20 protein-coding genes are annotated in these 21,072 nt (G+C 54.1%); 3 read left to right on the top strand and 17 right to left on the bottom strand.

The features are described from left to right. The first annotated feature begins 79 nt into the window (after positions 1–79). Positions 80–373, top strand: coding sequence for a hypothetical protein (locus LBJ36_03915; protein ID MDR1378176.1), 294 nt, complete (start codon positions 80–82; stop codon positions 371–373). A gap of 492 nt (positions 374–865) precedes the next feature. After that, positions 866–1,612 (top strand): polysaccharide deacetylase family protein, encoded by a 747-nt coding sequence (locus LBJ36_03910; protein ID MDR1378175.1) that lies wholly within the window; start codon positions 866–868, stop codon positions 1,610–1,612. Positions 1,613–1,643: 31 nt separating this feature from the next. Here LBJ36_03910 and ruvB read toward each other — a convergent pair whose 3' ends face one another. The 10 genes from ruvB to LBJ36_03860 form a co-directional block, all read right to left on the bottom strand. Further along, positions 1,644–2,771: a Holliday junction branch migration DNA helicase RuvB gene (gene ruvB, locus LBJ36_03905; GenBank protein ID MDR1378174.1), complete on the bottom strand. Its 1,128-nt coding sequence runs from the start codon at positions 2,769–2,771 to the stop codon at positions 1,644–1,646. A 28-nt stretch (positions 2,772–2,799) separates the two neighbouring features. Then, positions 2,800–3,408 carry a Holliday junction branch migration protein RuvA gene (locus tag LBJ36_03900; GenBank protein ID MDR1378173.1) on the bottom strand — a complete coding sequence of 203 codons (609 nt, stop codon included), beginning with the start codon at positions 3,406–3,408 and terminating at the stop codon, positions 2,800–2,802. Next, a complete protein-coding gene (ruvC, locus tag LBJ36_03895) occupies positions 3,405–3,929 on the bottom strand; it encodes a crossover junction endodeoxyribonuclease RuvC (GenBank protein ID MDR1378172.1) in 525 nt (174 codons plus the stop codon). Before ruvC ends, LBJ36_03900 begins: the two co-directional genes overlap by 4 nt. A 1-nt stretch (position 3,930) precedes the next feature. Further along, complete coding sequence (locus LBJ36_03890; protein ID MDR1378171.1) at positions 3,931–4,725, bottom strand: YebC/PmpR family DNA-binding transcriptional regulator; 795 nt, start codon at positions 4,723–4,725, stop codon at positions 3,931–3,933. A 243-nt stretch (positions 4,726–4,968) separates the two neighbouring features. Then, the gene (locus LBJ36_03885; protein MDR1378170.1) at positions 4,969–5,451 is read right to left on the bottom strand and encodes a hydrogenase maturation protease; all 483 of its coding nucleotides are present in this window, start codon (positions 5,449–5,451) and stop codon (positions 4,969–4,971) included. A 21-nt stretch (positions 5,452–5,472) separates the two neighbouring features. Next, a complete protein-coding gene (locus LBJ36_03880; protein MDR1378169.1) occupies positions 5,473–9,168 on the bottom strand; it encodes an AAA family ATPase in 3,696 nt (1,231 codons plus the stop codon). 194 nt (positions 9,169–9,362) lie between these two features. Continuing rightward, on the bottom strand, positions 9,363–9,473 hold the full coding sequence (locus LBJ36_03875) for a transposase (GenBank protein ID MDR1378168.1): 111 nt from the start codon (positions 9,471–9,473) through the stop codon (positions 9,363–9,365). A gap of 132 nt (positions 9,474–9,605) precedes the next feature. After that, positions 9,606–10,886, bottom strand: a complete 1,281-nt coding sequence (locus LBJ36_03870) for an exonuclease SbcCD subunit D C-terminal domain-containing protein (protein MDR1378167.1) — start codon at positions 10,884–10,886, stop codon at positions 9,606–9,608. Between the two features lie 19 nt (positions 10,887–10,905). Next, positions 10,906–11,853 (bottom strand): AEC family transporter, encoded by a 948-nt coding sequence (locus tag LBJ36_03865; protein ID MDR1378166.1) that lies wholly within the window; start codon positions 11,851–11,853, stop codon positions 10,906–10,908. Between the two features lie 76 nt (positions 11,854–11,929). Further along, the gene (locus LBJ36_03860; protein MDR1378165.1) at positions 11,930–12,088 is read right to left on the bottom strand and encodes a rubredoxin; all 159 of its coding nucleotides are present in this window, start codon (positions 12,086–12,088) and stop codon (positions 11,930–11,932) included. 325 nt (positions 12,089–12,413) lie between these two features. On the opposite strand from LBJ36_03860, the gene LBJ36_03855 reads away from it, so the two are divergent. Next, positions 12,414–12,932, top strand: coding sequence for a nitroreductase family protein (locus tag LBJ36_03855; GenBank protein MDR1378164.1), 519 nt, complete (start codon positions 12,414–12,416; stop codon positions 12,930–12,932). A gap of 168 nt (positions 12,933–13,100) precedes the next feature. Here LBJ36_03855 and LBJ36_03850 read toward each other — a convergent pair whose 3' ends face one another. From LBJ36_03850 to LBJ36_03820, 7 genes are all read right to left on the bottom strand, one after another. Further along, positions 13,101–14,237, bottom strand: coding sequence for an aldo/keto reductase (locus LBJ36_03850; protein MDR1378163.1), 1,137 nt, complete (start codon positions 14,235–14,237; stop codon positions 13,101–13,103). Between the two features lie 165 nt (positions 14,238–14,402). Further along, positions 14,403–15,803: a sodium:alanine symporter family protein gene (locus LBJ36_03845; protein ID MDR1378162.1), complete on the bottom strand. Its 1,401-nt coding sequence runs from the start codon at positions 15,801–15,803 to the stop codon at positions 14,403–14,405. Between the two features lie 287 nt (positions 15,804–16,090). After that, complete coding sequence (locus LBJ36_03840) at positions 16,091–17,257, bottom strand: glycine reductase (GenBank protein ID MDR1378161.1); 1,167 nt, start codon at positions 17,255–17,257, stop codon at positions 16,091–16,093. Positions 17,258–17,268: 11 nt separating this feature from the next. Next, complete coding sequence (locus LBJ36_03835) at positions 17,269–18,819, bottom strand: DUF5940 domain-containing protein (GenBank protein MDR1378160.1); 1,551 nt, start codon at positions 18,817–18,819, stop codon at positions 17,269–17,271. A gap of 86 nt (positions 18,820–18,905) precedes the next feature. Next, a complete protein-coding gene (grdB, locus tag LBJ36_03830; protein MDR1378159.1) occupies positions 18,906–20,210 on the bottom strand; it encodes a glycine reductase complex selenoprotein B in 1,305 nt (434 codons plus the stop codon). A gap of 39 nt (positions 20,211–20,249) precedes the next feature. Beyond that, positions 20,250–20,732 carry a glycine/sarcosine/betaine reductase complex selenoprotein A gene (locus LBJ36_03825; GenBank protein MDR1378158.1) on the bottom strand — a complete coding sequence of 161 codons (483 nt, stop codon included), beginning with the start codon at positions 20,730–20,732 and terminating at the stop codon, positions 20,250–20,252. A 24-nt stretch (positions 20,733–20,756) separates the two neighbouring features. Next, positions 20,757–21,072, bottom strand: a 316-nt coding sequence (locus tag LBJ36_03820) for a glycine/sarcosine/betaine reductase component B subunit (GenBank protein MDR1378157.1), incomplete at its 5' end; no start/stop codon positions are given.

Below are 21,072 nucleotides of genomic sequence, written 5' to 3'. Positions count from 1 at the left end.
CGCGGCATTTCGAAATTTTTTTACCGGGTGTGCCCGTTATCCGACTTTTCGTAAAAAAGGTGTCCATGACCGATTTTCAATGAGTAACGACCAGTTCGACGTTAAAGGTTTCCATATCCGCATTCCGAATCTCGGTTGGGTGAAAATGCGGGAGTCTTTGCGTCTTACCGGAAAGATTATGTCGGCCACGGTCTCTCGTGTAGCCAACAAATGGTTTGTCAGTATTACCGTCGATACCCTAGATGATTCATGCCTTCCGAAGGCCGAAACCCAAGGCGTGGTAGGAGTAGATTGTGGTAGGAGTGGATTTAAGTATTATGGCACTGGCGACGCTCTCGACGGGAGAATGCATAGTTGGACCGAAGGCGCATAAAGTGTTACTGCAACGCTTGCGGCGCGTTTCTCGTGATTTCTCTTGAAAAATGAAAGGATCCAATTTTTCAAGAGTTGCGACGCACAGCACAGAGGAAGAGTACTGGCAAAAGCCGGAGGCACGATATTTTCGGTTGAGGGAGCGCCTGGCTGAGATGGACAAAATGGCCTAAATCGACGATGCCAGAGCGGAGGGCGAAGCGAGAGGTGGATACAACAAGGCTATCGCAATAGCAAAAAAAATGCTTAATAAGGGAACGCCTCCAGAAATTGTCGCGGAGAACGTCGAACTCTCTCTTGAGCTTGAGGTGGTTCGGTCTTTAATTGAATTGATGTTTGGTCTTTAATTGAATTGATGTTCGGTCTTTAAATTGATGAGACGTATGCACCATACATGAAAAAAACGCGAATCTGGAGTTTTGCAACTCATAAATTACGACATAAAATATAGCATAAAGCAATGTCGTAAATAAATAAGGAAAGGAAGATGCCATTGGCTGGGATCGAAAACAGTGTTTACCCAAATAGCGTTTGTCAGATCACACGACGCCTTCGTAAAGGGGAGCGCGCGCTCTTGATTGCCGCGATTACTGTCTTTTTGTACCTTGAATGGGGGCTCTTGAGCGATGAAAGAGCCCGATGGGGGATTGCGGCGGGACATCCGTTTTTGAAGGAAGTCGCATTGACCTTCGACGACGGTCCGCGGGCATGGGGAATGCCCGAACTGCTCTCCACTCTAAAGAGCCTTGATGTGCCGGGCACGTTCTTCTTGGTAGGCAAATTCGCCGAGCGTCACGCCTCCATCACGAAGAACATCCAGGCCGGAGGACATGAAATCGAGAACCACAGCTATACTCACCCGAAACTCCACACTCTCTGGGTCGAAAAGATGATGCGTGAGGCGGAACGCTGTAACGAGGTCATGGATAATTTGGGAGTCCTCACGCCCAGCTTCCTACGCCCACCGGGAGGCGGTTTCAACCTCAAGGTCTTTTACGCCATGCGTCGCATGAAAATGCGAATGGGGCTCTGGAGCGTCAACACTGCCGACTACACCGGCATATCCGCCCGTCGAATCACAAACGTGGCGGTAAAGATGACTCGCCCCGGCGCCGTGATCTTGATGCACTCAGGCGTCCCCGAAACCGTGTTGGCTCTTCCCGCCATTGTGACAAGTCTGCATCAGCGGGGTTATCGTTTTGTAACCCTTCAGGACCTTTGGAATGGCGGGGCCATATAATCGGATTAAGTAACGAGACAATAGCCCGAATCTATGCGTCCAGAGGCAGGTGTAGGGTTTCTCCTTGTTGCGTTCTTTGTTGTGCTCCTTGTTGCGCCTGATTCGGCTGAAGGGGAAGGGGAAGGGGAGGAACTTTGCCGAGATAAGGGTAGGCCGCCGCGGTTACCTTTCGGCCGCGGGGAGTACGCTCTAGAAAACCCTTCTGGATGAGGTAAGGTTCGTAGATGTCCTCTATCGTCTGAGAATCTTCGTTTAAGGCGGCCGCAATCGTGGACAACCCCACGGGGCCGCCCTCGAAGAGGTCGATGATTTTACTCAAGATGCGGCGGTCTCCCTCGTCCAGCCCCTCTGGATCGATATCCAGCATGTCCATCGCCCATTCCGCCATTTCGCCCGTAATGACGCCCGTTCCTTTGACCGCGGCCACGTCCCGCACGCGACGCAGTAAACGCAGAGCCACCCGCGGCGTCCCCCGCGAGCGCTTCGCGATCTCCACCGCGGCATCGTCTAGAATCTCTACGCCGAAGGTCCGGCTTCCCCGCTGAACAATGAGGGTTAGCTCCTGCTCCGTGTAGAGGGAGAGCTGTTCTACGATGCCGAAGCGGGCTCGCAGGGGTGATGTTAGAAGCCCCAGGCGAGTAGTGGCCCCACAGAGGGTGAAGCGCGGTAGGGAAAGACATATCGTTTTGGCCAAGGGGCCTTTACCCACCACGATGTGAAGGGCAAAATCCTCCATAGCGGGGTAAAGAATCTCTTCCACCTGGGCAGGGAGCCGGTGAATCTCGTCGATGAACAAAACATCGTTGCTTTCGACGTTGGAGACGATGGCCGCCAGGTCCCCGGCACGCTCCAAGGCTGGCCCCGTGGTGGCGCGCAGTTGTCCGCCCATCTCCCTGGCAATAATGCCCGCTAAAGTGGTCTTGCCCAGGCCGGGGGGGCCGTAGAAAAGAGCGTGGTCCAAGGGCTCCTTACGGCTCTTCGCTGCCTGCATGTAGATTTGAAGTTTCTCCCTCACCTTTTCCTGGCCGATGAACCCCTCCAGCGTGGTGGGACGAAGGGAAAAGTCCTCCGGGTCCCGAGGGGAAGAGAAAAAACGGTTATTTTGCGATTTTTGTCCTTTGTTTACTTTTTCTTCCGGCATGGATCGATTCTCCGTCATCTATTTACCGTCATCTATTTACCGCCATCTATTTACGCTGTAATTCTTTCAAAGCAGCCTTCAAGAGCTTTTCTTCGTCCAATTTGTCGAAGTTCTCCCCCAGCGCTGCCCGCACCACGCTCAAGGCTGCCGCCGTATCGCTCTGTCCAAATCCCAGGGACCGTAGGGCGTCTCCCACCGTGTCCGCCACACGGCTGGCAGGCGCAGAAGCGCCCCCTTGAAGCGCCGCGGTAAAATCCTTGGGCAGGCTATTTTTCAACTCGAAACAGATACGTTCTGCCGTCTTACGCCCCACACCGGGCACACGCATGAAGGCGTTCACGTCGGCCAGGGATGCCGCGCGAATGACCTCCTCCGCCGGCAAGACGTTCAGGATCGTCATGCCCGTCCGACCCCCGATCCCCTTGATCGCGATGATTTTCAGGAAAAGTTCGCGTTCCGTCTCATTCGCGAAACCGAAAAGGGCAGCCCCCGCCTCAGAGATCTGTAGGTAAGCGGTCAAACGTACTCGCGCCCCAGGCGAGCAAAGGGCAAGGGCGCCGCGGGAGCACAAGACATCAAACCCCAAGCCCCCCACGTCGAGAATCGCGGACGTTTCCGTGGCGGAGAACACCTCCCCGCAAAGTGCTCGAATCATAGGCTTTCTCCCGTCTTCTGCTCATGCCTGTAGTACGTCAGCCCCGTCAACGCTATGGCTAGAGCGTCGGCCGCATCGTCCGGCTTGGGTATCGCGTTCAGCGCCAGAAGCCGCTGCACCATCTTTTGCATTTGGGGCTTATCGGCGGTTCCCGTTCCACAAACGGCCATCTTAACCTGATTGGGCTTCGGCTCCAGGACTCTGAGGCTCTTTTGCGCAGCCAGCAGCATCACCACGCCCCTGGCCTGCCAAACAAACTCCGCCGTTGTGATATTGCGGCCAAAAAAAAGGCGCTCCACACACATAAAATCGGGGGAGCAGTTTTCGAGCTGCTCCCCAAGGGCTTGGTACAGGCGCAAAAGGCGTTGCGTAAATTCCATATCGGAACTCGTCTCTATACAACCGAACCCCAAAGCGCGAACCACAGATCCCGATTGCTTCACCAGGCCATAACCCATTCGCGCCAACCCGGGATCGACTCCCAGGCAGACGAGCCCAGGTCCAGATTCTGAAACCTCCACTTCACTCCTCGATTTGGGCGGCCACGTCGTCCGAAACATCGAAGTTGGAGTAGACGTTCTGGGTATCGTCATGTTCCTCCAGGACGTCGATGAGGCGGAAGATCTTGCGAGCCACTTCCACATCGGCGATTTCGATGGGTGTTTTGGAGACCAGGGGAGTCTCGGCGCTTTCGATCATGTACTTCGCTTTTTCGAGAGCCTCCCTCAACTGCTGAAGGTCAGAGGGATCGCTGTAAAGAGTATAACCCTCTCCCTCCTCTGATGACTCCATATCGGTCATGCCCGCCTCAAGACCGCAGGACATCAGGGCGTCTTCGTCTATACCCTGTTTTGAGGCTGCCTTGACTGCCTTGACTTCTTTGGCCGCTTTTACTTCAATGACGCCCTTACGCTCAAACATCCACGCCACGCTTCCCGCCTCGCCCATCTGCCCGCCGTTGCGGGAAAGAAGGGCGCGTATTTCCGGCGTGGTGCGGTTGCGGTTGTCAGTCATCACTTCGATCAAAACCGCGACCCCCCCAGGGCCGTAGGCCTCATAGGTCAACTCCTCGTAAGTCGCTCCCTCAATTTCCCCCGTCCCACGCTTGATACCCCTCGTGATGTTCTCGATCGGCACACTGACGGCCTTGGCGCGTTCAATGGCGGTCTTTAGGCGCATATTCATAGAAGGATCCCCGCCGCCCTCCTTGGCCGCGACGATAATGGCCCGCACCAGTTTCTGGAAAAGGTTACCCCGTTTAGCGTCCTGGGCTGCCTTTCTGTGTTTGATGTTCGCCCACTTGGAATGTCCCGACAACAAAATCACCCCTTGACATGCTCCCACGACTAAAGTCGTGGGATTCTAAGATCGACAAAGACAGCCAACTGAAACCGGTCTTACGTCTTCTCCTTTAAGAGTGGATGCCCCCACTCTGAGAATATTTACAGCCGCATTAAAGGAGTTTAACATGAAAGTAGACACATGGCAAGAAACCAAATGCAAAACAAACGTCGTCGCTAACGACGTTGTAAATTTAGGCGCTTTATTTTGATATTTTTATTATAACCGAGGCGTGGAGGAAAAAGACCCTTGTTTTAAAACCTGCCAGAACTCTTTGAACGCCACCTCTGCCCTCTGGATGCGTTCGAGGCAAAGGGGAGTAGGGGCAGCAGAAAAATCGAAACGCTCTCCCGACACCGTAATGAGCAAAGACCGACAAGGCGCTTTCACCGTTTTTCCCGCGAGATCCAAGAGCCACTCCGGCCCCATAGAATGCATATTGAAACCCTCTATCCGTGAATTCGGAAAGACCTCCCGGAGGAAAAATCCCTTTTCGTGAAGGATAGCATCCGCGTCGCAAAAGATCGCCAAGTCCACGTTCAGCTCCTCCGCCAGTTCGGGGAGCAATTGGTGTTCGAGGCACAAGGAAACCTCCAGACTCGAATCTTCGGCCAAAAACGCGTAAATACGGCTGGCAAGAAGCACTCCCGCCCCATCGTCTTCTCGGTACTCGTTGCCGAACCCCGCCACCCAGATTTTCATTCGGATTTCCTCGATTATTTGTCAGGAGACACGAACACACCCGGGGGCCCGGATAATACTGTGCCCGTCTCCCTGAGGGATGATCTCAATCTGGGTGGCGATGCGCTCCTTCAGGGCCTCCACGTGGGAGATAATACCGATCATCTTGCCCTCTCGCCTCAAGCCGGTGAGTGTGGAAAGGGCCACATCCAACGCCTCTTCGTCCAGGGCGCCGAATCCCTCGTCCAGAAAAAGCGAGTCCATCCGAATTTTTTGGCTAGCCATCTGGGAAAGTCCCAAGGCTAAAGCAAGGCTGACGATAAAACTCTCTCCCCCCGATAGATTTTTAGCCGAACGGACCTCCCCTGCCTGGTAGTTGTCCACAACTCTAAGTTCCAAAGGACGGTTTTCGTCCCGCACCAGGAAATAGCGGTCCATCATCTTCTGAAGCTGCTGATTCGCGTTGCTAAGAACCATCTCGAAGGTCAGGCCTTGGGCGAAATTACGGTATTTCTGCCCATCGGCGGAACCGATCAAGTCGTGCAATTTTTCCCAGCGCAGGTATTCCTGCTTTTGTTTTTCAGCGGCAGAGGCCCGGTTCTGTTTTTTTCTGGAAAATTCTTCCTCGTCCTTCAAGCGGGAACGAAGAGCCCCGATTGACTGCTGCAGGGCATTGTAGTGGTTGGTTGCCTGAGCTTTTCGCTCTCTCACCTCCTCCAAGGAACAGTTCGATACTTGCCGGCGCCGAAGTTCTTCGAGGCCGAATTTTTTGTCCATCCTCCGGGCGTCCAGTTCCACCCTTTCCGTGGCCAGGGTTTGCGCTCGCTCTTGCAAAGTCCTGCGCTCCGTCTCGGACAGGCAGGACGCCAGGTACGCGTCCTCGTTCCCGAAATTACTGGCGAGGAGTTTCTTTTTAAAGGCAAGTTCCGCTTTTTGCAGACTGTCAGCCCGAATATGGATGGACTTCCCTAGTTCGTCCATGCGGAATTGCATATTCGCAAAATCCTGTAAAACCTTTTCCCGATCCTTGCGCCTGATCTCCACTTGTTCCAGCGCCGCCGCGACGGTCTGGGCCTGGGCCGCCTCCTCCGTGTCCGGGTCCTTCTCGCCCAAGAGACTCACCCGCTGCTGCCGGAGCGCGTCTTTTTCCGCTCTCAGCTTTCTGGCCATCTCGTTTTTCTCTTTCAATTCCAAGTTCGAACTGTCCAAGTTGGTCCGCGTATGGTGAAGATCGCGTTCTTGCACGGAAATCTGTTTTTCCAGCTCCACTCTGAGCCGGTAGTTCTCCTGCCATCTTCGCGACCGCGCTTCGAGAGATTCTAGAACCTGTTCCGGCTTCTCGTCGGGAAGGTTTTTGAACCCGAAGGGTAACACCTGATGAACCAGGTCGGCTCGGATGTTTTTCAGCTCTTCGCCATGAAGACGAACTTCTTGGGTCAGCCGAGTCCACTCGCGGGTGGTGTTTTCCTTACGAAACTCCGCCTCCTGCTGGGAACGGGCCAATTGGTCTCGTTCTTCCCGCGCTCGTTCCAGTCCTTCCCTAGCCAAGCGCAGCTCTTTTTCTGCTTTTTCCGCTCGTTCGATGGTCAATCGCGTTTTTTGCAAAACCTCTTCCGTCTTTTGCTTCTGCCGATTCAGGCTAGGCAAGGGATCCACGTTCATGGGGACGACCAACTCCAACTCCGACAACCCATCGGCCAACTGTCCTTCATGAGTTTGCAACTGGATTCGAAGCCGCCCTTGTTCCTCCTCGTTCTGGATCGTTTCCTGCCCCAATTGGGCGTTCTTGATCTGCAAGGCCGAAAGCGCCTCGTTTTCCTTTCTCAGGTTATCCTTTATCTGACGCATGGCCAATTCCACTTCGTCCATGTGGGGCATGTTACCAGAGGCGTAGGGATGCGCGGTGGAGCCGCAGAGAGGGCAAGGCTCCCCATTCCGCAAGTGGCCTCTGGCCTCTTCCAGATCTTTGATGCGCCGCAGAAGGGTTATCTGTGTTTCGAGGTATTCTATTTCTTTTTCCGTTGCCTGGATTTTATCCTGCTGTTCGGAGATTTTGTCCTGGCATTCCTTTTGGAGGTTTTTCAGAGTCTTGGCGCGTGTTTTCAGCGTTTCCTCCACGTTAATCTCTTCAACGCGGCGCAGAATGATTTCCTCGATCTGCCCTTGCTTCATTTTCCGCTCAGCCAATGCCGAAAGCTCCTCACGCCAGTCCGCGATGGTGCGCGTCCCCAGAGTTTCGTCCAAAAGGCCCTTTTGTTTTCGGAGCACGTTTTCTCCCAACGTGAATTTCGCTTTTGCCGTCTCGTAGAGAATGCTTTGCCCATTCCAATAGTCCTGGGCGTCCTGCTTTTGTTGTAAGGCCAAGACGCGTTCACGGTCCAAACGGTCCCGCTTTTCGAGGGAAGCGCGCAGGGAATCGAAGCGCGCCTTCATTCCGGCCAACTGCTCGGCTAATCGTTCGTCCGTCGCGTTATCCTGCAAGAATTTTCGGACATCCCTGAGGCGAACCTGAGTGGTTTCAAACTGAGAGCGGTTTTTTTCCCATTGGATGTACAATTCTCCAGCCATTTTAGCCAAATTTTCGGCGGCCTCCTGAGCCTCCCGGATCGGGGCGCTTTTCTCCTCCTGCTTGAGGTCCAGCTCTCGAATTTTGCGCAAAAGGTCTAAAAGGTTTTTTTGCTCCGTCTGTTTTTCCGAGCAGGCGGCGTTTGCCAACTGTACAGACTCTTCCGAACGCCGCACGTTGGACTCCAGTTCCGGCAGTTTCGCATGGCACCCGAAGAGCGTTCTTTTTTCTTGTTCCTGTTCTTTACGAAGAGCGTTTAGAGCAGCATAGGCGCTTCCAAACTCCAAGGCATGCTGAGCTCGATCCAGGCGTTTGCGCTCCGACTCGAATCCCTCCTGCCGCCTGGTCAGGTCTCGATGGCGATCTTCCAAGATCTCCAGATCTTTCTGAAGCGTCTCCATGTTCTCCAGCCAGTCGAGTTCGGCTCGATAGCACTCCAGGTTTTTTTCCGCTTCTATCTCCGACTGGAGCTGAGTCGCCAATTGGTCCTCCAGCGCCTCCCTTTCCTCCGGTTCCAGCATCTCCATCCCTGATATTTCGGCCTCCAAAGTGGAAAAATCGGCTCGCTCAATGTTTCTCACCTCGTGAACCTTCATCGAAATCTGGCTGTAGATCTCCGTGCCCGTGATTTGTTCTAGAATCGGTGAGCGATCACCGGGGTCGCTTTGTAAAAACGCGGAAAAGCCACCTTGAGCCAGCAAAATGGAACGGACGAACTGGTCAAATGTGAGCCCCGTCACCTCTCTGATCTTATCGGCGGTATCCCGCTGCCGCGTCTGAAGGATCGTCCCCGCCGCAGCGTCCGAGATTTCGTGACGAGGAGGCTGCAACACACCACCCGGACTTTTGTGAGCCCGGTGTTGTCCCCAGAAAGCGCAATATTTTTCGGCTTCCTTTCCGTAGGTGGCCCCCGTTTCAAAAAGGACCTCGGCAAAACACTCGCCGGTGTGACGGGACATGACCTCGTTGGTGCCCTGGGTCACGTCTTTAAGCCGCGGGGTACGTCCATAGAGCGCCAGACAGACGGCGTCCAGGAGAGTGGTCTTGCCGGCCCCCGTCGGGCCCGTTATCGCGAAAATTCCGTCGGAGACGTAGGCTGGATTTGTCAAGTCGATTGTCCACTCTCCAAAAAGAGAGTTGAGGTTTTTGAAACGAACGTTGAGTATACGCATTTCCTCTCTCCTATTCTGCTACTGAAAACCTACACAAAAGTGTCATAGTCCAGATTTTTCCTTTTTCATCTTTCTCTATTTTTCCTTCTTCATCTTTCTCTCTTTCGCCAAAGCTACTCAAGTTTGTTCGGAAGTCCAAAGGCTTAAATTCCCGTGCAGCCCACGGTACATAGCATTACACTACTTTACAGTGATTACACTACTTTACAGTGATTATAATACTTTAAGTTCATAGCCGCATTCAAATCGCGGTCTATTTTCAACCCGCATTCTTGGCAGATATAGACATGGTCACCGAGCTTCAAATCCTACTTTCTAGCCCTACTTTCTAGCCCCACAATTCGAGCACATCTTCGATGAGAGAAAAAAGATGAGGGAAAAAATCGGTCAGCAGCTCGAAGCTCTATATTGTATCTCTTGCGATTGCTCAATAACTGTTATTCGGCTCCGGAGTCGCGGAGCGAGGCTAGAACCTCCCGGTAAGCGTTCCACAGTTCGAGGCGATTTTCGGCGGGGATCGAGCGAGCGTCCATACAACGCAAAAACACATCCGACTCGTCCAGTTCGCTCAAGGTCTCGCCTTCATTCCAAGTTCCGGGGGTGTTTCTGAGAATCCGGGCGTCTTTCACCCGAAGAATTTCCAAGTTGGAACCAGCGACTTGAGCGAAAACACGTTCGCGCAAATTGGGCACGAACGTTTCTCCCTCGTAAACGACCTCCACCCAGGCTCCGCCACCGCAGCGCAGTTCTCCTAGCCGTGATTCTACAGCGTTTATGTCCCCCGCGACGCGAATGAGCTCCTGAAATACCGGCACGGATAATTTTCTCACATTTACGGCGGGTTTTTCGGGAAATTTTCCAGAATCGAACTCTACCAAGACGACGCTTTTACCTCGCTCCGCTTCAGCGGTGTTCATGGGTAGGGGGGAGCCGCTGTAGCGTGCCGTCTCCGATCTCCCTACCTTTTGGGGGGAATGGAGGTGTCCCAGCGCGAGATAGTCGAAACAGGAGAGTAAGGACTCCGCGTTTACTTGGGCCAGGGTTCCCACGTAGAGGTCGCGGACCCCGTCTCCCTCCGTCGTCTGTCCTCCCATGGCGAAGAGGTGCCCCGTGCCCACGATGGGGATGTTGCGGGCGGAAACACTCGCTTCTCCGTTGGCCCACTCGGCGCGCCGCTCCTCGGCCAGACGTCCGATTTCCCGATAATGCTCCTCGATGCCCAAAGCTAACTTGCGATTTTTATCCTCCGTGTCCTCCCCCCACTCGAAACAGCGAATGTCCTTTTCCCGTAAATAGGGCACGGCGCAGACCAACAGCTCCGGGATTCCCTTCGCGTCACGAAGCGTTAGGAGTTCATCCTCGATTCTCTCCGTGGCCGCGCCCACCACATGCACGTCTAGGAAGCTCAGAAGCTCCTTGGGGGCTTCCAGGAAGGAGGGAGAATCGTGATTGCCGCCCACCACCACCACATGGCGACACCCGGCTTTTTCGCTTTTTTCCCTACGGGACGCGCGGCAGAGGAATCGGTAGTAGAGTTGTTGCGCCCGGGTGCTGGGGGTGGTGGTGTCGAACACGTCCCCAGCCACGATCAGGACATCGACCTTCTGTTCATCCAAGGTCGCCAATAACCATTCGAGAAAGGCTTCGAACTCCGCCGTCCGTTTTTTGCCGTAAAGCGTCCGCCCCAGATGCCAGTCGGACGTGTGCAAAAGTCTCATCACGACGCCGGCTCGCCGGTTACGCCAGGCCCAGCAAGCCGATCCAGAGGGGAAGGGAGACAATGGAGCAAAGGGTGGAAACTGCTATGCCTCGCGAGCAATATTCGCTGTCCATGCCCATCGCCTGAGCGATGATGGCAGTGTTCACCCCCACAGGCATTGCAGCTAGCAAGACACCCGCCTGGGTCATTTCACGGGAAAGCCCTAGACTCGTAAAAATAAGGTAGGTTATGATGGGATGTACTACAAGTTTGAATAACGCGATCTTCCGAACGGACGTCACCATCTTCAGAATATTTTCCACGTGCAGTTCCGCCCCCAACATCAAGAGAGCGAGGCCGGTGCTGATGTCGGCCAGAATGGCCAGTGTCTCGTCGAGCCATTCCGGAAGATGGTTCAAATCGGCGAAGATCAGGAGCAGTCCGAAAAGGCAGGTCACAAAAAGCGGGTTTTTCAACAACTGCAGCGCCGTGTCCTTCAAGGACCTCCAGGACAGAGTCCCAAAGAACGCCAGTTGTCCACTGCCGATGGAAACGAGTTGCATGATAACCAGGGAGAAAGCCAAGATGAGGGTTGCGGCCTCCACTCCGCCCGATCCCATCGCCAGGGAGACAATGGGAAGTCCAGCGAAAAAGTGATTGCCACGAGTGGCGCTCAAAGACAGTACGGCGAAACGCGAGGGTATTTCCCAGCGGCGTCCTGACCAGACCAGAAGAAGCGTGATCAGGTAGGGAGACCACACAGCCACCAAGAATAACGGGTTTTGCAGAACGTTTATGTCCGCTCTGAGAATACCTCGGAACAGCATGGCCGGCATGGTGAACCAATAGAGGATGAAATTGTTTTCTTTCAGAGTACTGGGCATCAAAAGCCCCTTGTATTTCAAGACCCATCCCATACCAATCAAAATGAAAATCGGCATCACGATTAAAACGGCTTGCACTCCCCCGTCCCAAATGGCCCGCACTTTCATCACCTCTCAATAACGTGAACGGTCAGCCTCCTGGCCGACCGTTTGTTTTCTCGAAGACGATTTTCTTCGTCTATTCCGGCTCGAACATATCCTTAGCCACACCGCAGGTTGGGCATGACCAACTGTCGGGAATATCATCAAATGTCGTGCCTGGCGCTATGCCGGAATCTGGATCCCCTACAGCAGGATCATACACATATCCGCAGACGGTGCACACATATTTTTTCATTACGATCTACCTCCTTGTCAAATACGGCCCTTTATTTTATTCTATCATCTCTCGACTTCGCCTCTTGCGCCCTGTGAAACATCATATCAAATATTATAACTTCTCGTCGTCTTCAAGGAGAGTATAACAAAAGCCGACTCCAAGAAATATAGTTTTATATTGGTCTCGTGACTGTGGTCGACGAATGGATCTGTCATTTGTCGTCGTTTTGGGGTATATTTAATGAAAGTTATGGTTTCTTTTACACAATTCGGTTTTATAGGTAGGTATTAGTACTATTAAAAGGATCATTGAAAGGATCGGTGATAATTTCATGAAGGATTTTATGGATCTTAGTTTAACGCGACAAAGCTGTCGAAATTTCGTGGCGCGCCCTGTGGAACGTGATAAATTGGTGCGCTGTGTGGAGGCTGCTCGGCTGGCCCCTTCTGGTTGCAACTCGCAACCGTGGAGTTTCGTGATCGTCGATAATCCTGAGATTGTACCCGAGGTCGCCAAGTGCGGACAAGCGTTGGGTAACGAGTTCGCCTCGAAGGCGGGAGCGTTCATCGTTGTATTGGAGGAGCACGCGATCCTCATGCCCGCGTTGCGGCGCATGTTAGACAGTCAGTATTTCGCGAAAGGAGATCTGGGCGCGGCCAGCATCTGCATCTGTCTGGAGGCGGCTGACCAGGGGCTGGGGACTTGTGTTCTCGGACTCTTCGATAGGGAAACCCTATGTAAATTGCTGGACTTACCGCAAGATCAGCGATTCGCCTCTCTTATTGCCGTGGGATATCCGGCAGAGGAGACAATCCGCCCTAAACAGCGTAAGCCCCTCGACGCAATGCTGAAGTTTGTTTAGGAAATTACTAAACATTTAAGAGGCGCTTTGAGCGTTGATAGTGCTCCAAGCGCCTCTCAAATGACGGCTGAAGCCCTTGGCTTTCTCATCGCTTTATCGTAAAAACAACATTGCCCTGATTCAGAACGGCGACAGCATCGAGATCGATATTCCAGAATGTCGGATCAACTATGACTCGAAAGCGGCGACGACTTCCTTGAGTTTTTCCCTAATGAGGATGCTCTGTGGGCACTTGGGTTCACAGGCCCCACATTCTACGCAGGCGCTGGCTTTCTTGCCGTCGCGGTTATTGGCCAAAAGATAATTGTAACTGGCTTTCTGTGTCGCCCAGTCCCCGGAGATCGCCGCGTTGTTCAAGTTCGTGAAACACTGAGGAATATCCACCTCTTGGGGACACGGTTTACAGTAGGCACATGCCGTACAGGGAACCCTCATACGGCTAAGGAAAAGGTTCTTTACCGTTTTCGTTAACTCCAGTTCTTTCGGGGTCAAGGCGTTGGGAAGCCCCTTGGCGGCGCTTTCGATGTTCTCATTCATTTGCTCCGGAGCGCTCATTCCACTCAGAAGCAGGCTCACCTCCGGGTTATTCCAGACCCATCGGAGCCCCAATTCCGTCAGAGTCGGCTTCTGATATCCGGCCGCCTGGGCCGCGCTCTGAAGATCCTTTGGAACCGGGATAGCGATGTTTCCCCCCTTTAGAGGCTCCATCACTACAACGCCAATGTTCTTGTTGTTAGCGTACCTCAGTCCCTCCAGCCCAGCCTGGTAGTTGTCATCCAGCAAATTGAGCTGAATTTGGCACATGTCCCAAGCGTAAGCGTCCACGATCTTTTTAAAGACCTCCAGTCCGTCATGAAAGGAGAAGCAAAGGTAACGTATTTTTCCCGCGGCCTTGGCCTTTTCCATGAAATCCATGATGTCGAGTTTCAAGAGGTTTTCCCATCGGCTATCGGAAAGGGCGTGCAGCAGGTAAAAGTCGATATGGTCGGTCTGAAGTTGCTCCAGTTGCTCGTTTAGGTGAAAGTCCAAGTCCTCTCGTTTTTTGACCAGCCAACTGGGTAATTTCGTCGCCAGTTGCGCCTTGTCTCTCAAACCTTTAAGAGCACGTCCAACAAAGGGTTCGCTGGTTCCGCCGTGATAGGGGCGCGCCGTGTCGATGTAGTTGATCCCGTTATCAATGGCCACATGCATCATGCGCGTCGCCGTCAGTTCGTCGATCTTCCCGTCGCGCGTCGGCAATCGCATACACCCGAAGCCCAATATCGATACTTCTTCCTTCACTCGCGGCATTTTTCTGTATAACATTTTAACATCCCCCTAGAAATGGTGCTTCTCGTTATTATAGCAGTGTCTCAAAATGTCAAATACGATCACCAAATTATTATAGGCGTACAAGAACAAGCGCTCCGCTAATGTCGCGGAGCGCTCAGCTTGAAATACGAGCGATGTTCGGTTTAGGGGCTTTAGAGGCTAGAGATTGATCTCTCCATTTTTACGTTTAGAATCGAAGTCGGAGACAATTTTACGCAGAACTCCCGAAAGTAATAGCAGTCCAATCAAGTTGGGAATAGCCATAAGTCCGTTCAACGTATCAGCCAAGTCCCAGAGGTTATCGAGAAAATTGTTGGCTCCAGTGCCCAGAATCTGACTGCCGGCCGCTCCTAGAAGTATCAGAACAATCCAGGCAACTTTCATGAAGGGCTTGAACCATACTCCCAGCAGATAAGTCGCCGCTGTCTCCGCGTACCAATACCAACCCAAGATAGTGGTGAAGGCGAAGAGCGCGAGGCCGATGGACAAAATATACTTACCGAATATCCCCAGCCCCGCCTCGAAAGCCACGAGAGAAAGCGCGGCGCCCGTCAGCTCGGTTTGGCTCGTTAACGTCCCCGTGGTGAGAACCACAAGGGCCGTCATAGAGCAGACGACAATGGTGTCCACAAAAACCTCGAAGATACCATAGAGTCCCTGACGGACGGGATGGTCTACGTTGGCCGTGGCGTGAACCATGGGAGCGGACCCTAGACCGGCTTCATTGGAAAAGACGCCCCGGGCGATGCCCTTGGTGATAGCCTCTTTGATCGTCCAACCCGCCAAAGCGCCGGGCATGGCCATGGGATCGGAGACGGCATAGCGGAACGCCGAGGCGATAGCTCCTGGAATGGCCGAAGCATTCACCACCAGCACGACGATGGAACCAACCACGTAGAAAACGGCCATGAAGGGAACTAAGTAAGTCGTAACCGTCGAGAGGCTCTTAAGCCCCCCAATGATCACAAGTCCTACCAAAATGACCAAGCCGATCCCCGTGTAGAGTGGGTCGATACCAAAACCTATTTTGAGTCCTTCGGCCGTGGAGTTCGCCTGTACGGCGGCTCCGATTCCGAAAGAAGCGAGGAATGCGAAAAGCGCGAATATGACGGCCAGCCACTTCTGACCCGCGCCATGCTCCAGAATATACATGGTGCCGCCACGCCAATCGCCGTGCTCATCCTTTTGGCGGAAGTGGACGGCCAGCGAGACCTCGCCGAACTTGGTGCACATGCCGAAAATAGCGGAAACCAGCATCCAGATGAGAGCGCCAGGCCCACCGAGGTGGAGAGCCGTCGCCACGCCCGCGATATTTCCGGTTCCGACCGTGGCGGCCATTGCCGTAGCCATAGCCGCGAAGGACGAAATGGATTTATCGCCGGCGGCTTGATTTTTAGTTTTTTTGCCGAAAACTTCTTTCCAGACGATTTTAAAGTAACGAAACTGCGGGACACCTAAAAGAATGGTAAGATAAACACCGGTACCTACAATAAAAACCAGCATCCAAGTTCCCCAAACGTAAGAATTGATGATACCATTCAGTTTCATAAGTTGTTCCATTTTCCGCACCTCCCGTTATGGTATTGCGCTTTTTACAGAAGTCCGCATGAATCCACAACTACAAAAACAGTTTTTTGACGTCACCTTCTTTCCAAATAAAACAAGAACAAAAATAAAATAAGAACAAAAATGGAATAAGAACAAAAATGGAATAAGAATAAAAACACGAGAACCCGCGACGTGCTATCGAAGGTCCTCGCCATACTTCATTTATGGCTATGGCCGAGCGACTTTAATACAAGTTTAACACAAATTTAACATAAGTATATTACAAGGCAAAAATACCTCTACAAATATGCGTATTCCTTCAGAATAGCCGTTCCCTTTTCCGCGTTTCGGGCGGCGAGTTTTACTACAGGGCCGGTGCAACCCATAGCGGACTCGGCGTAGATGCCGGCCTTCCAAAGGATCTTCACCGCGTTCTCGATCTCCAGCACATCCACGCCGTGCAGTTCTTCATCTGTAGGTTCGGCGGGAGGGGCTTTTACGGCTTCCTTTTCCTCCGTTTCCTTTTCCTCCGTCGCTTTTGGCGTGAGCGCGGTTATTTCCTCATCCAAGCCAGCCTTTTTCGCCGCGGAAAGCTCGTCCGCCACCTTATCCGGCAGCCCGCCCGCCACAACCGCGGCCGTAAAGGTCAGAGCCCCGGCGATGACGGGCGCGCCCGACGCCCGCGAGATAATGGAAACCACACTTCCCCAACCCTCACCACAGGAGGGACCGTAACCCCAGCCCGTAGCTTCGTAGGATCCGCCGGTATTGAAGGAGGAAAACATCTTCATCAGGATATTGCCCGTCAGAGTATCCGTCACGCAAATGTCCACCGCTCCGGCCAAAACATCGTTGCCCCGCAATACTGCTCCCCCGTCCTGACGAACAGATGAGCCGAACGTGACCTTGTAGCCCTTCTCGGCCAGGTGTGTGAGGGCACGAAAGACCGGCTGCGCGGTGTCTACGTTCAAGATACCCAGAGTGGGGTTCTCGATGCCCAGGGCCTTCGCCGTGGCGATTCCGTAAAGAGCGTTTCTCAGCATGGCCTCACCTCGGTTTACGGCCGAGGTTCCGGTGGTGGAGGCCAGGATCATGGAACGTCCCCGGGCGGGGGTCACGACGCGCCCGATGGTAGTTACCCCCAGAGGAAAGGGAAAGTGCAACGCTACCACCCCTCCGATCCGCCCCTCTTTGAAGGCGTTCTCCAAGGCCGATGAAATATCCGCCTCACAGTCGCCGGTTTCGATCCAGTCCAGATCCTCGTAGCCAGAAATCTTAGGTCCGATCATGACGGGGCGAACATTGCCGTAGGTTTGGAGCGCTATTCTCGCTCCTTTCGCCAGCTCTTCGTTGCCGAGTTCGCTGCCCGCGGCCATCAGCCCGACGCGAACTTTAGGACCGCCGCTTTTCGCCGCGTCGATGATCTCGGCGAGGGATTCTCCGACCAGTTTTTTAATATCGGCCATCTCTTCCCCTCCTAGCTCAGCTTGCCGGCGATTTCAGAGAGCGCCTCCAGAATCATGGATTTGACGTCTTCTTTGCTCACGGCTCCTGTCGCTATAGCGCCCGTCGTGACGTTCGCTTTGCCTTGGGGCGCTTCGATCAAGAATGAGGCCCCATCCGCTAGATTCGTCAACCGCGCTAAGAAAAGACTGCCTTTGCCAATGATCATGATGCGCTTCATCGTCCCCGCCTTAATGTGATCGCAAGCGATGCCGATGAAGGGAACGCCCGACGGAATGTGTCCCTGAGTGTGAGCGAAACCGATGACACCGTGCTTCTTGATGAAATCGTCCATACCGCCTTTTTCGATGGCTTTTTTCATGACGGCCAGAGCCGCGGTCATCTTGATGTTAGCGTGAGGAACGTCGCCCGCGCCGGCGGGTAACGTGATTTCCGGGATCTGGAGTTCGGCAGCGTATTTGTCCACGTCCTTAAAAGACAGACCTTGGGCTAAAAGCGGTTCGTAAATCAACGCCGACGTTATAGCCTGAGGAGCCGCTCCCGCGCCAACCGAGTGCTTGCCCAGCGCGTCCAAGCGCATGACGGGATTCGTTCCATCGTCAGGGACCAGCAGCACGGCAAAGTTTCCCAGGCAGTCCTCCAGGGCGGGAAGTCCTTTCTTGACGTGGTCACGGCTGTTCATATAGAGCTTCGGGATAGCGCCGCCAGCTAGGATCACGCAGTTTTTCCGCGCCCCGGCCGCCACCTGAGAGGCTCCGGCAATCAGCGCGTTGACGGGTCCGGCACAGAACCCGCGCACGTCGATACCGGAGGCATTGACGCAACCCGCAACCTCCGCCACGGCCTTGGCAAAGTTGCCGCCAGCGCGTTGATTCATGTCTCCCGCCCCTTCCTCGGAGCACTCGATCACGAAGTCGATGTCCTCCGGCTTCGTGGCGCTGTTCTTCAGCAGGTGTAGAAGCGCTAGAACTCCTCCCGCTTTACAGGCCAGGTTCTCCATAAGAACATAGGCGAAGAGGCAATCGTCGATCTCATGCCCGTTTCGGACGCAGCCCACGACCTTGCCGCCGTAATAGAGAGGACGACCCTTCTTGTCTTTGACCTCGGCCTCAATTTCGGGCAAATCGTGAACGCCCTTCAAGCGGGAGACGATGGCCTCGTTGATGATGGGATCTTTCAGCAGCTTCGCTTTGACGGCCTCGGCGAAATCTTTCTCCAACCAAATCAGGTCGAAGACGTCGCATATCGCCATGAGGCCCAAAAATTCGTCCTCCGGCATGATCTCGCCATACTTGCCATAGCGGTTGGCATTCGTCAGGTAGTTCTCGATCCAAGGGGTTTTCGCCGCCTCAAAGGTTTCGTAATCGATGCCGCCGATGTATGCCTGGTTTGGCGCGTATTCCCTGGCTTTCTCATAACTCTGGATATGTTGAGGCAAATTTTTCAGAAAATCGCTTTCGCCCTTGGTTTCGTGTTCCACGAAGGGCGTGGAGCCGTAGCGTAACCCCAGCTCCGGCGTGTGATTCAAACAATAGGAATAACCCTTAATTCCAACGTTCGACATGAATGTCCTCCCTAAAGCGGTCGCTCGCTTCTTGTGTTGACAAGGCCCAGAAACGACCTGGGCCACGTCGAATCAGCCGGCCGCGTTCAACTGGTGAAAACGGTCTGCTCGGTTATTTCCGTCTGCAAGGCTTTGAGTGCCTTTTCGACGAGATGTCTGCGAATGACTTTTTCTTCTTCTGGAGTTCGCGTCGGATCGCCAAAAGGATGAGGAATCGCGATTGCCGGTACGATTCGATTGGCTCCGACGGTTTGTGAGATGGGAACTATAGTACAAACGTGTACCACAGGGAGTTTGCGTTCAATTTCTTTTACCATCGTTGCGCCGCAACGAGTGCAGGTGCCTCAGGTGGAGGTCAAGATAACGGCGGTAACTCCGTCGGCAACGAGCTTGTCCGCGATTTCGGCGCCGAAACGCTTGGCGCTGGCCACAGCCGTTCCGTTACCCACTGTGGTGTAAAATTTGTTATGGAGCTTCTTGAAGACGCCCTCTTTTTCCATGTCCCGGAGGACGTCAACGGGGAGCACCACGTCCGCGTCGCGGTCCGCGTAGGTGGCGTCATAACCGCCGTGGGCCGTGCAATATTTGTCCGCCGTCAGGTCCATGACGCCCGTGATGTCGTACTCGCCGTACTTGCTGGCGCTGGAGGCCTCGATGTGGTCGGGGTTTCCCTTGGGGCAGATGCCTCCGGAGGTGACGATGGCGATGACGGCGTCCTTCATGTCCTTGACGGCCGGCTGGGGATCCACCCGGTCGAAGACGGGCATCTTGTACTCCGTCTCGAAGGGTTCCCCTTTCATCTTGGCGGTGAACATCTCGACGCAGCGCTGGGCCGCCAGTTTATCGTAGAATTTGTTTTTGCGGATTCCGCGCTCGATATAGCCCTCTTCCGCCGGCGTCCCCAGGCTTTCGCCCTTCAGCAGCTTCAGGAGCATCTTCGCCATGACGGGAACCGCTTTCCTCATCCCCACGGCGCTGTCGGGGGTCTGGATGATGTAAGCGGACTTCTTGTAAAGCTCGACGCCCGGGTTTTCCGGGTACATGCCGCTGACCACGGGAATGCCCAGCTCTTTGGATATGGCCTCGCACATACCCCCGCAGGCCGTTCCATAGCGGCCTGCGTTGAAGGCGGGTCCCGCGATGAAGGCGTCGGGTTTGTAAGGTTTCACCAGTTCGATGATTTCCGCGCTGGCTTTGTCCATATTGGAGGCAAAATAAGAGTCGCCGCAGACGACGGTCGCCACGATTTCGGCTTCCGCCCCAAGCGCTCCCTTGAAAGCGGCACCGGGCCCTACGATGCCCTCGCGAATTTCGGGTGTAACATCGGCTTTTTCCTCGCCGCCTATGCCCGCGAAAAACTGGTTGATATAATGAACGACTCGATAAGCCACTTTTGTCCTCCCACCTTTCTGTCAGGTATCTCGGGCATCCTAAGGAACGTTTTTGCTGAACTGGTCACGAATACCTTTGACTGCCGCGGCCAGCGCTTCAGGGTCCAAAACCATCTCCATCATGCTGATCTGCTCTTCCCAAGCCGCAGGATCGCACTCGTCGCGTATTGCCTGATCGAAAACGTGATAGACGGGGAGTCCCAACGGGACTCCGGCAAGAGGACCTGCGTACGTCGGATCTCCATTGCTCACGGTCTCGGCGTAAATCTCCGCGCCCTCGGCGTCGGAGGAACCAAGAATCACGATGCAATCGGAACCGAACTTCTCAGCGGCGTCTTTGATGCGCTGCTGGTTCTGCAAGTCCATTGCCCCTGCGGCGGTTCAGACAAAGCACTCGCTCACCGAGAAAAGAATCTCGGCGCCGCTGTCTTTCAAACACGCCTCTATGGCCGGCCCGGGAACGCCGTCGCGCTCCCCGAGAATGAGCAGTTTCTTGCCTGCCAGTTTACCCAATTTCAACACCTCCTGAATCGAAATAAAAAGCCCTTAAATGGTATACGCGCCCAGCTTCGTATAACCCAGTTCGCTGGTCGCTCCGGTGATAGCCTGTAGTTCCACTGTGATGGTGCCGTCGGTGGCGAGAGATCCCTGCCAGCCCCCGGCGATGACGTTGGCTTCCTCTGGGAAGCCCAGTACCTTTTCCATGGGAGGCAGGACGATGACCTCGTTAGCGTTGCCCGCCGTGACGCAGGCGTTGCCCTCTACGCAGGAGTCGGCCAAGGATTGGCTCGCCCCGTCCTGTCCCGCGTACTCGTCGGTCAGAAGCGCCGTCTTGATGCCGAGCCTTTCGGCCTTCCAGCAG

Source organism: Synergistaceae bacterium (assembly GCA_031267575.1).
Lineage (GTDB): Bacteria > Synergistota > Synergistia > Synergistales > Aminobacteriaceae > JAIRYN01.
This window is presented reverse-complemented; position numbering and strand designations above follow the sequence as displayed.

Coding starts and splice junctions, on each gene's coding strand:
- LBJ36_03845 (MDR1378162.1), bottom strand. CDS start 15,803: ATGGAACAACTTATGAAACTGAATGGTATCATCAATTCTTACGTTTGG.
- LBJ36_03835 (MDR1378160.1), bottom strand. CDS start 18,819: ATGTCGAACGTTGGAATTAAGGGTTATTCCTATTGTTTGAATCACACG.
- LBJ36_03915 (MDR1378176.1), top strand. CDS start 80: ATGAGTAACGACCAGTTCGACGTTAAAGGTTTCCATATCCGCATTCCG.
- LBJ36_03870 (MDR1378167.1), bottom strand. CDS start 10,886: ATGAGACTTTTGCACACGTCCGACTGGCATCTGGGGCGGACGCTTTAC.
- LBJ36_03860 (MDR1378165.1), bottom strand. CDS start 12,088: ATGAAAAAATATGTGTGCACCGTCTGCGGATATGTGTATGATCCTGCT.
- LBJ36_03885 (MDR1378170.1), bottom strand. CDS start 5,451: ATGAAAATCTGGGTGGCGGGGTTCGGCAACGAGTACCGAGAAGACGAT.
- LBJ36_03880 (MDR1378169.1), bottom strand. CDS start 9,168: ATGCGTATACTCAACGTTCGTTTCAAAAACCTCAACTCTCTTTTTGGA.
- LBJ36_03900 (MDR1378173.1), bottom strand. CDS start 3,408: ATGATTCGAGCACTTTGCGGGGAGGTGTTCTCCGCCACGGAAACGTCC.
- ruvB (MDR1378174.1), bottom strand. CDS start 2,771: ATGACGGAGAATCGATCCATGCCGGAAGAAAAAGTAAACAAAGGACAA.
- LBJ36_03840 (MDR1378161.1), bottom strand. CDS start 17,257: ATGGCCGATATTAAAAAACTGGTCGGAGAATCCCTCGCCGAGATCATC.
- LBJ36_03850 (MDR1378163.1), bottom strand. CDS start 14,237: ATGTTATACAGAAAAATGCCGCGAGTGAAGGAAGAAGTATCGATATTG.
- LBJ36_03855 (MDR1378164.1), top strand. CDS start 12,414: ATGGATCTTAGTTTAACGCGACAAAGCTGTCGAAATTTCGTGGCGCGC.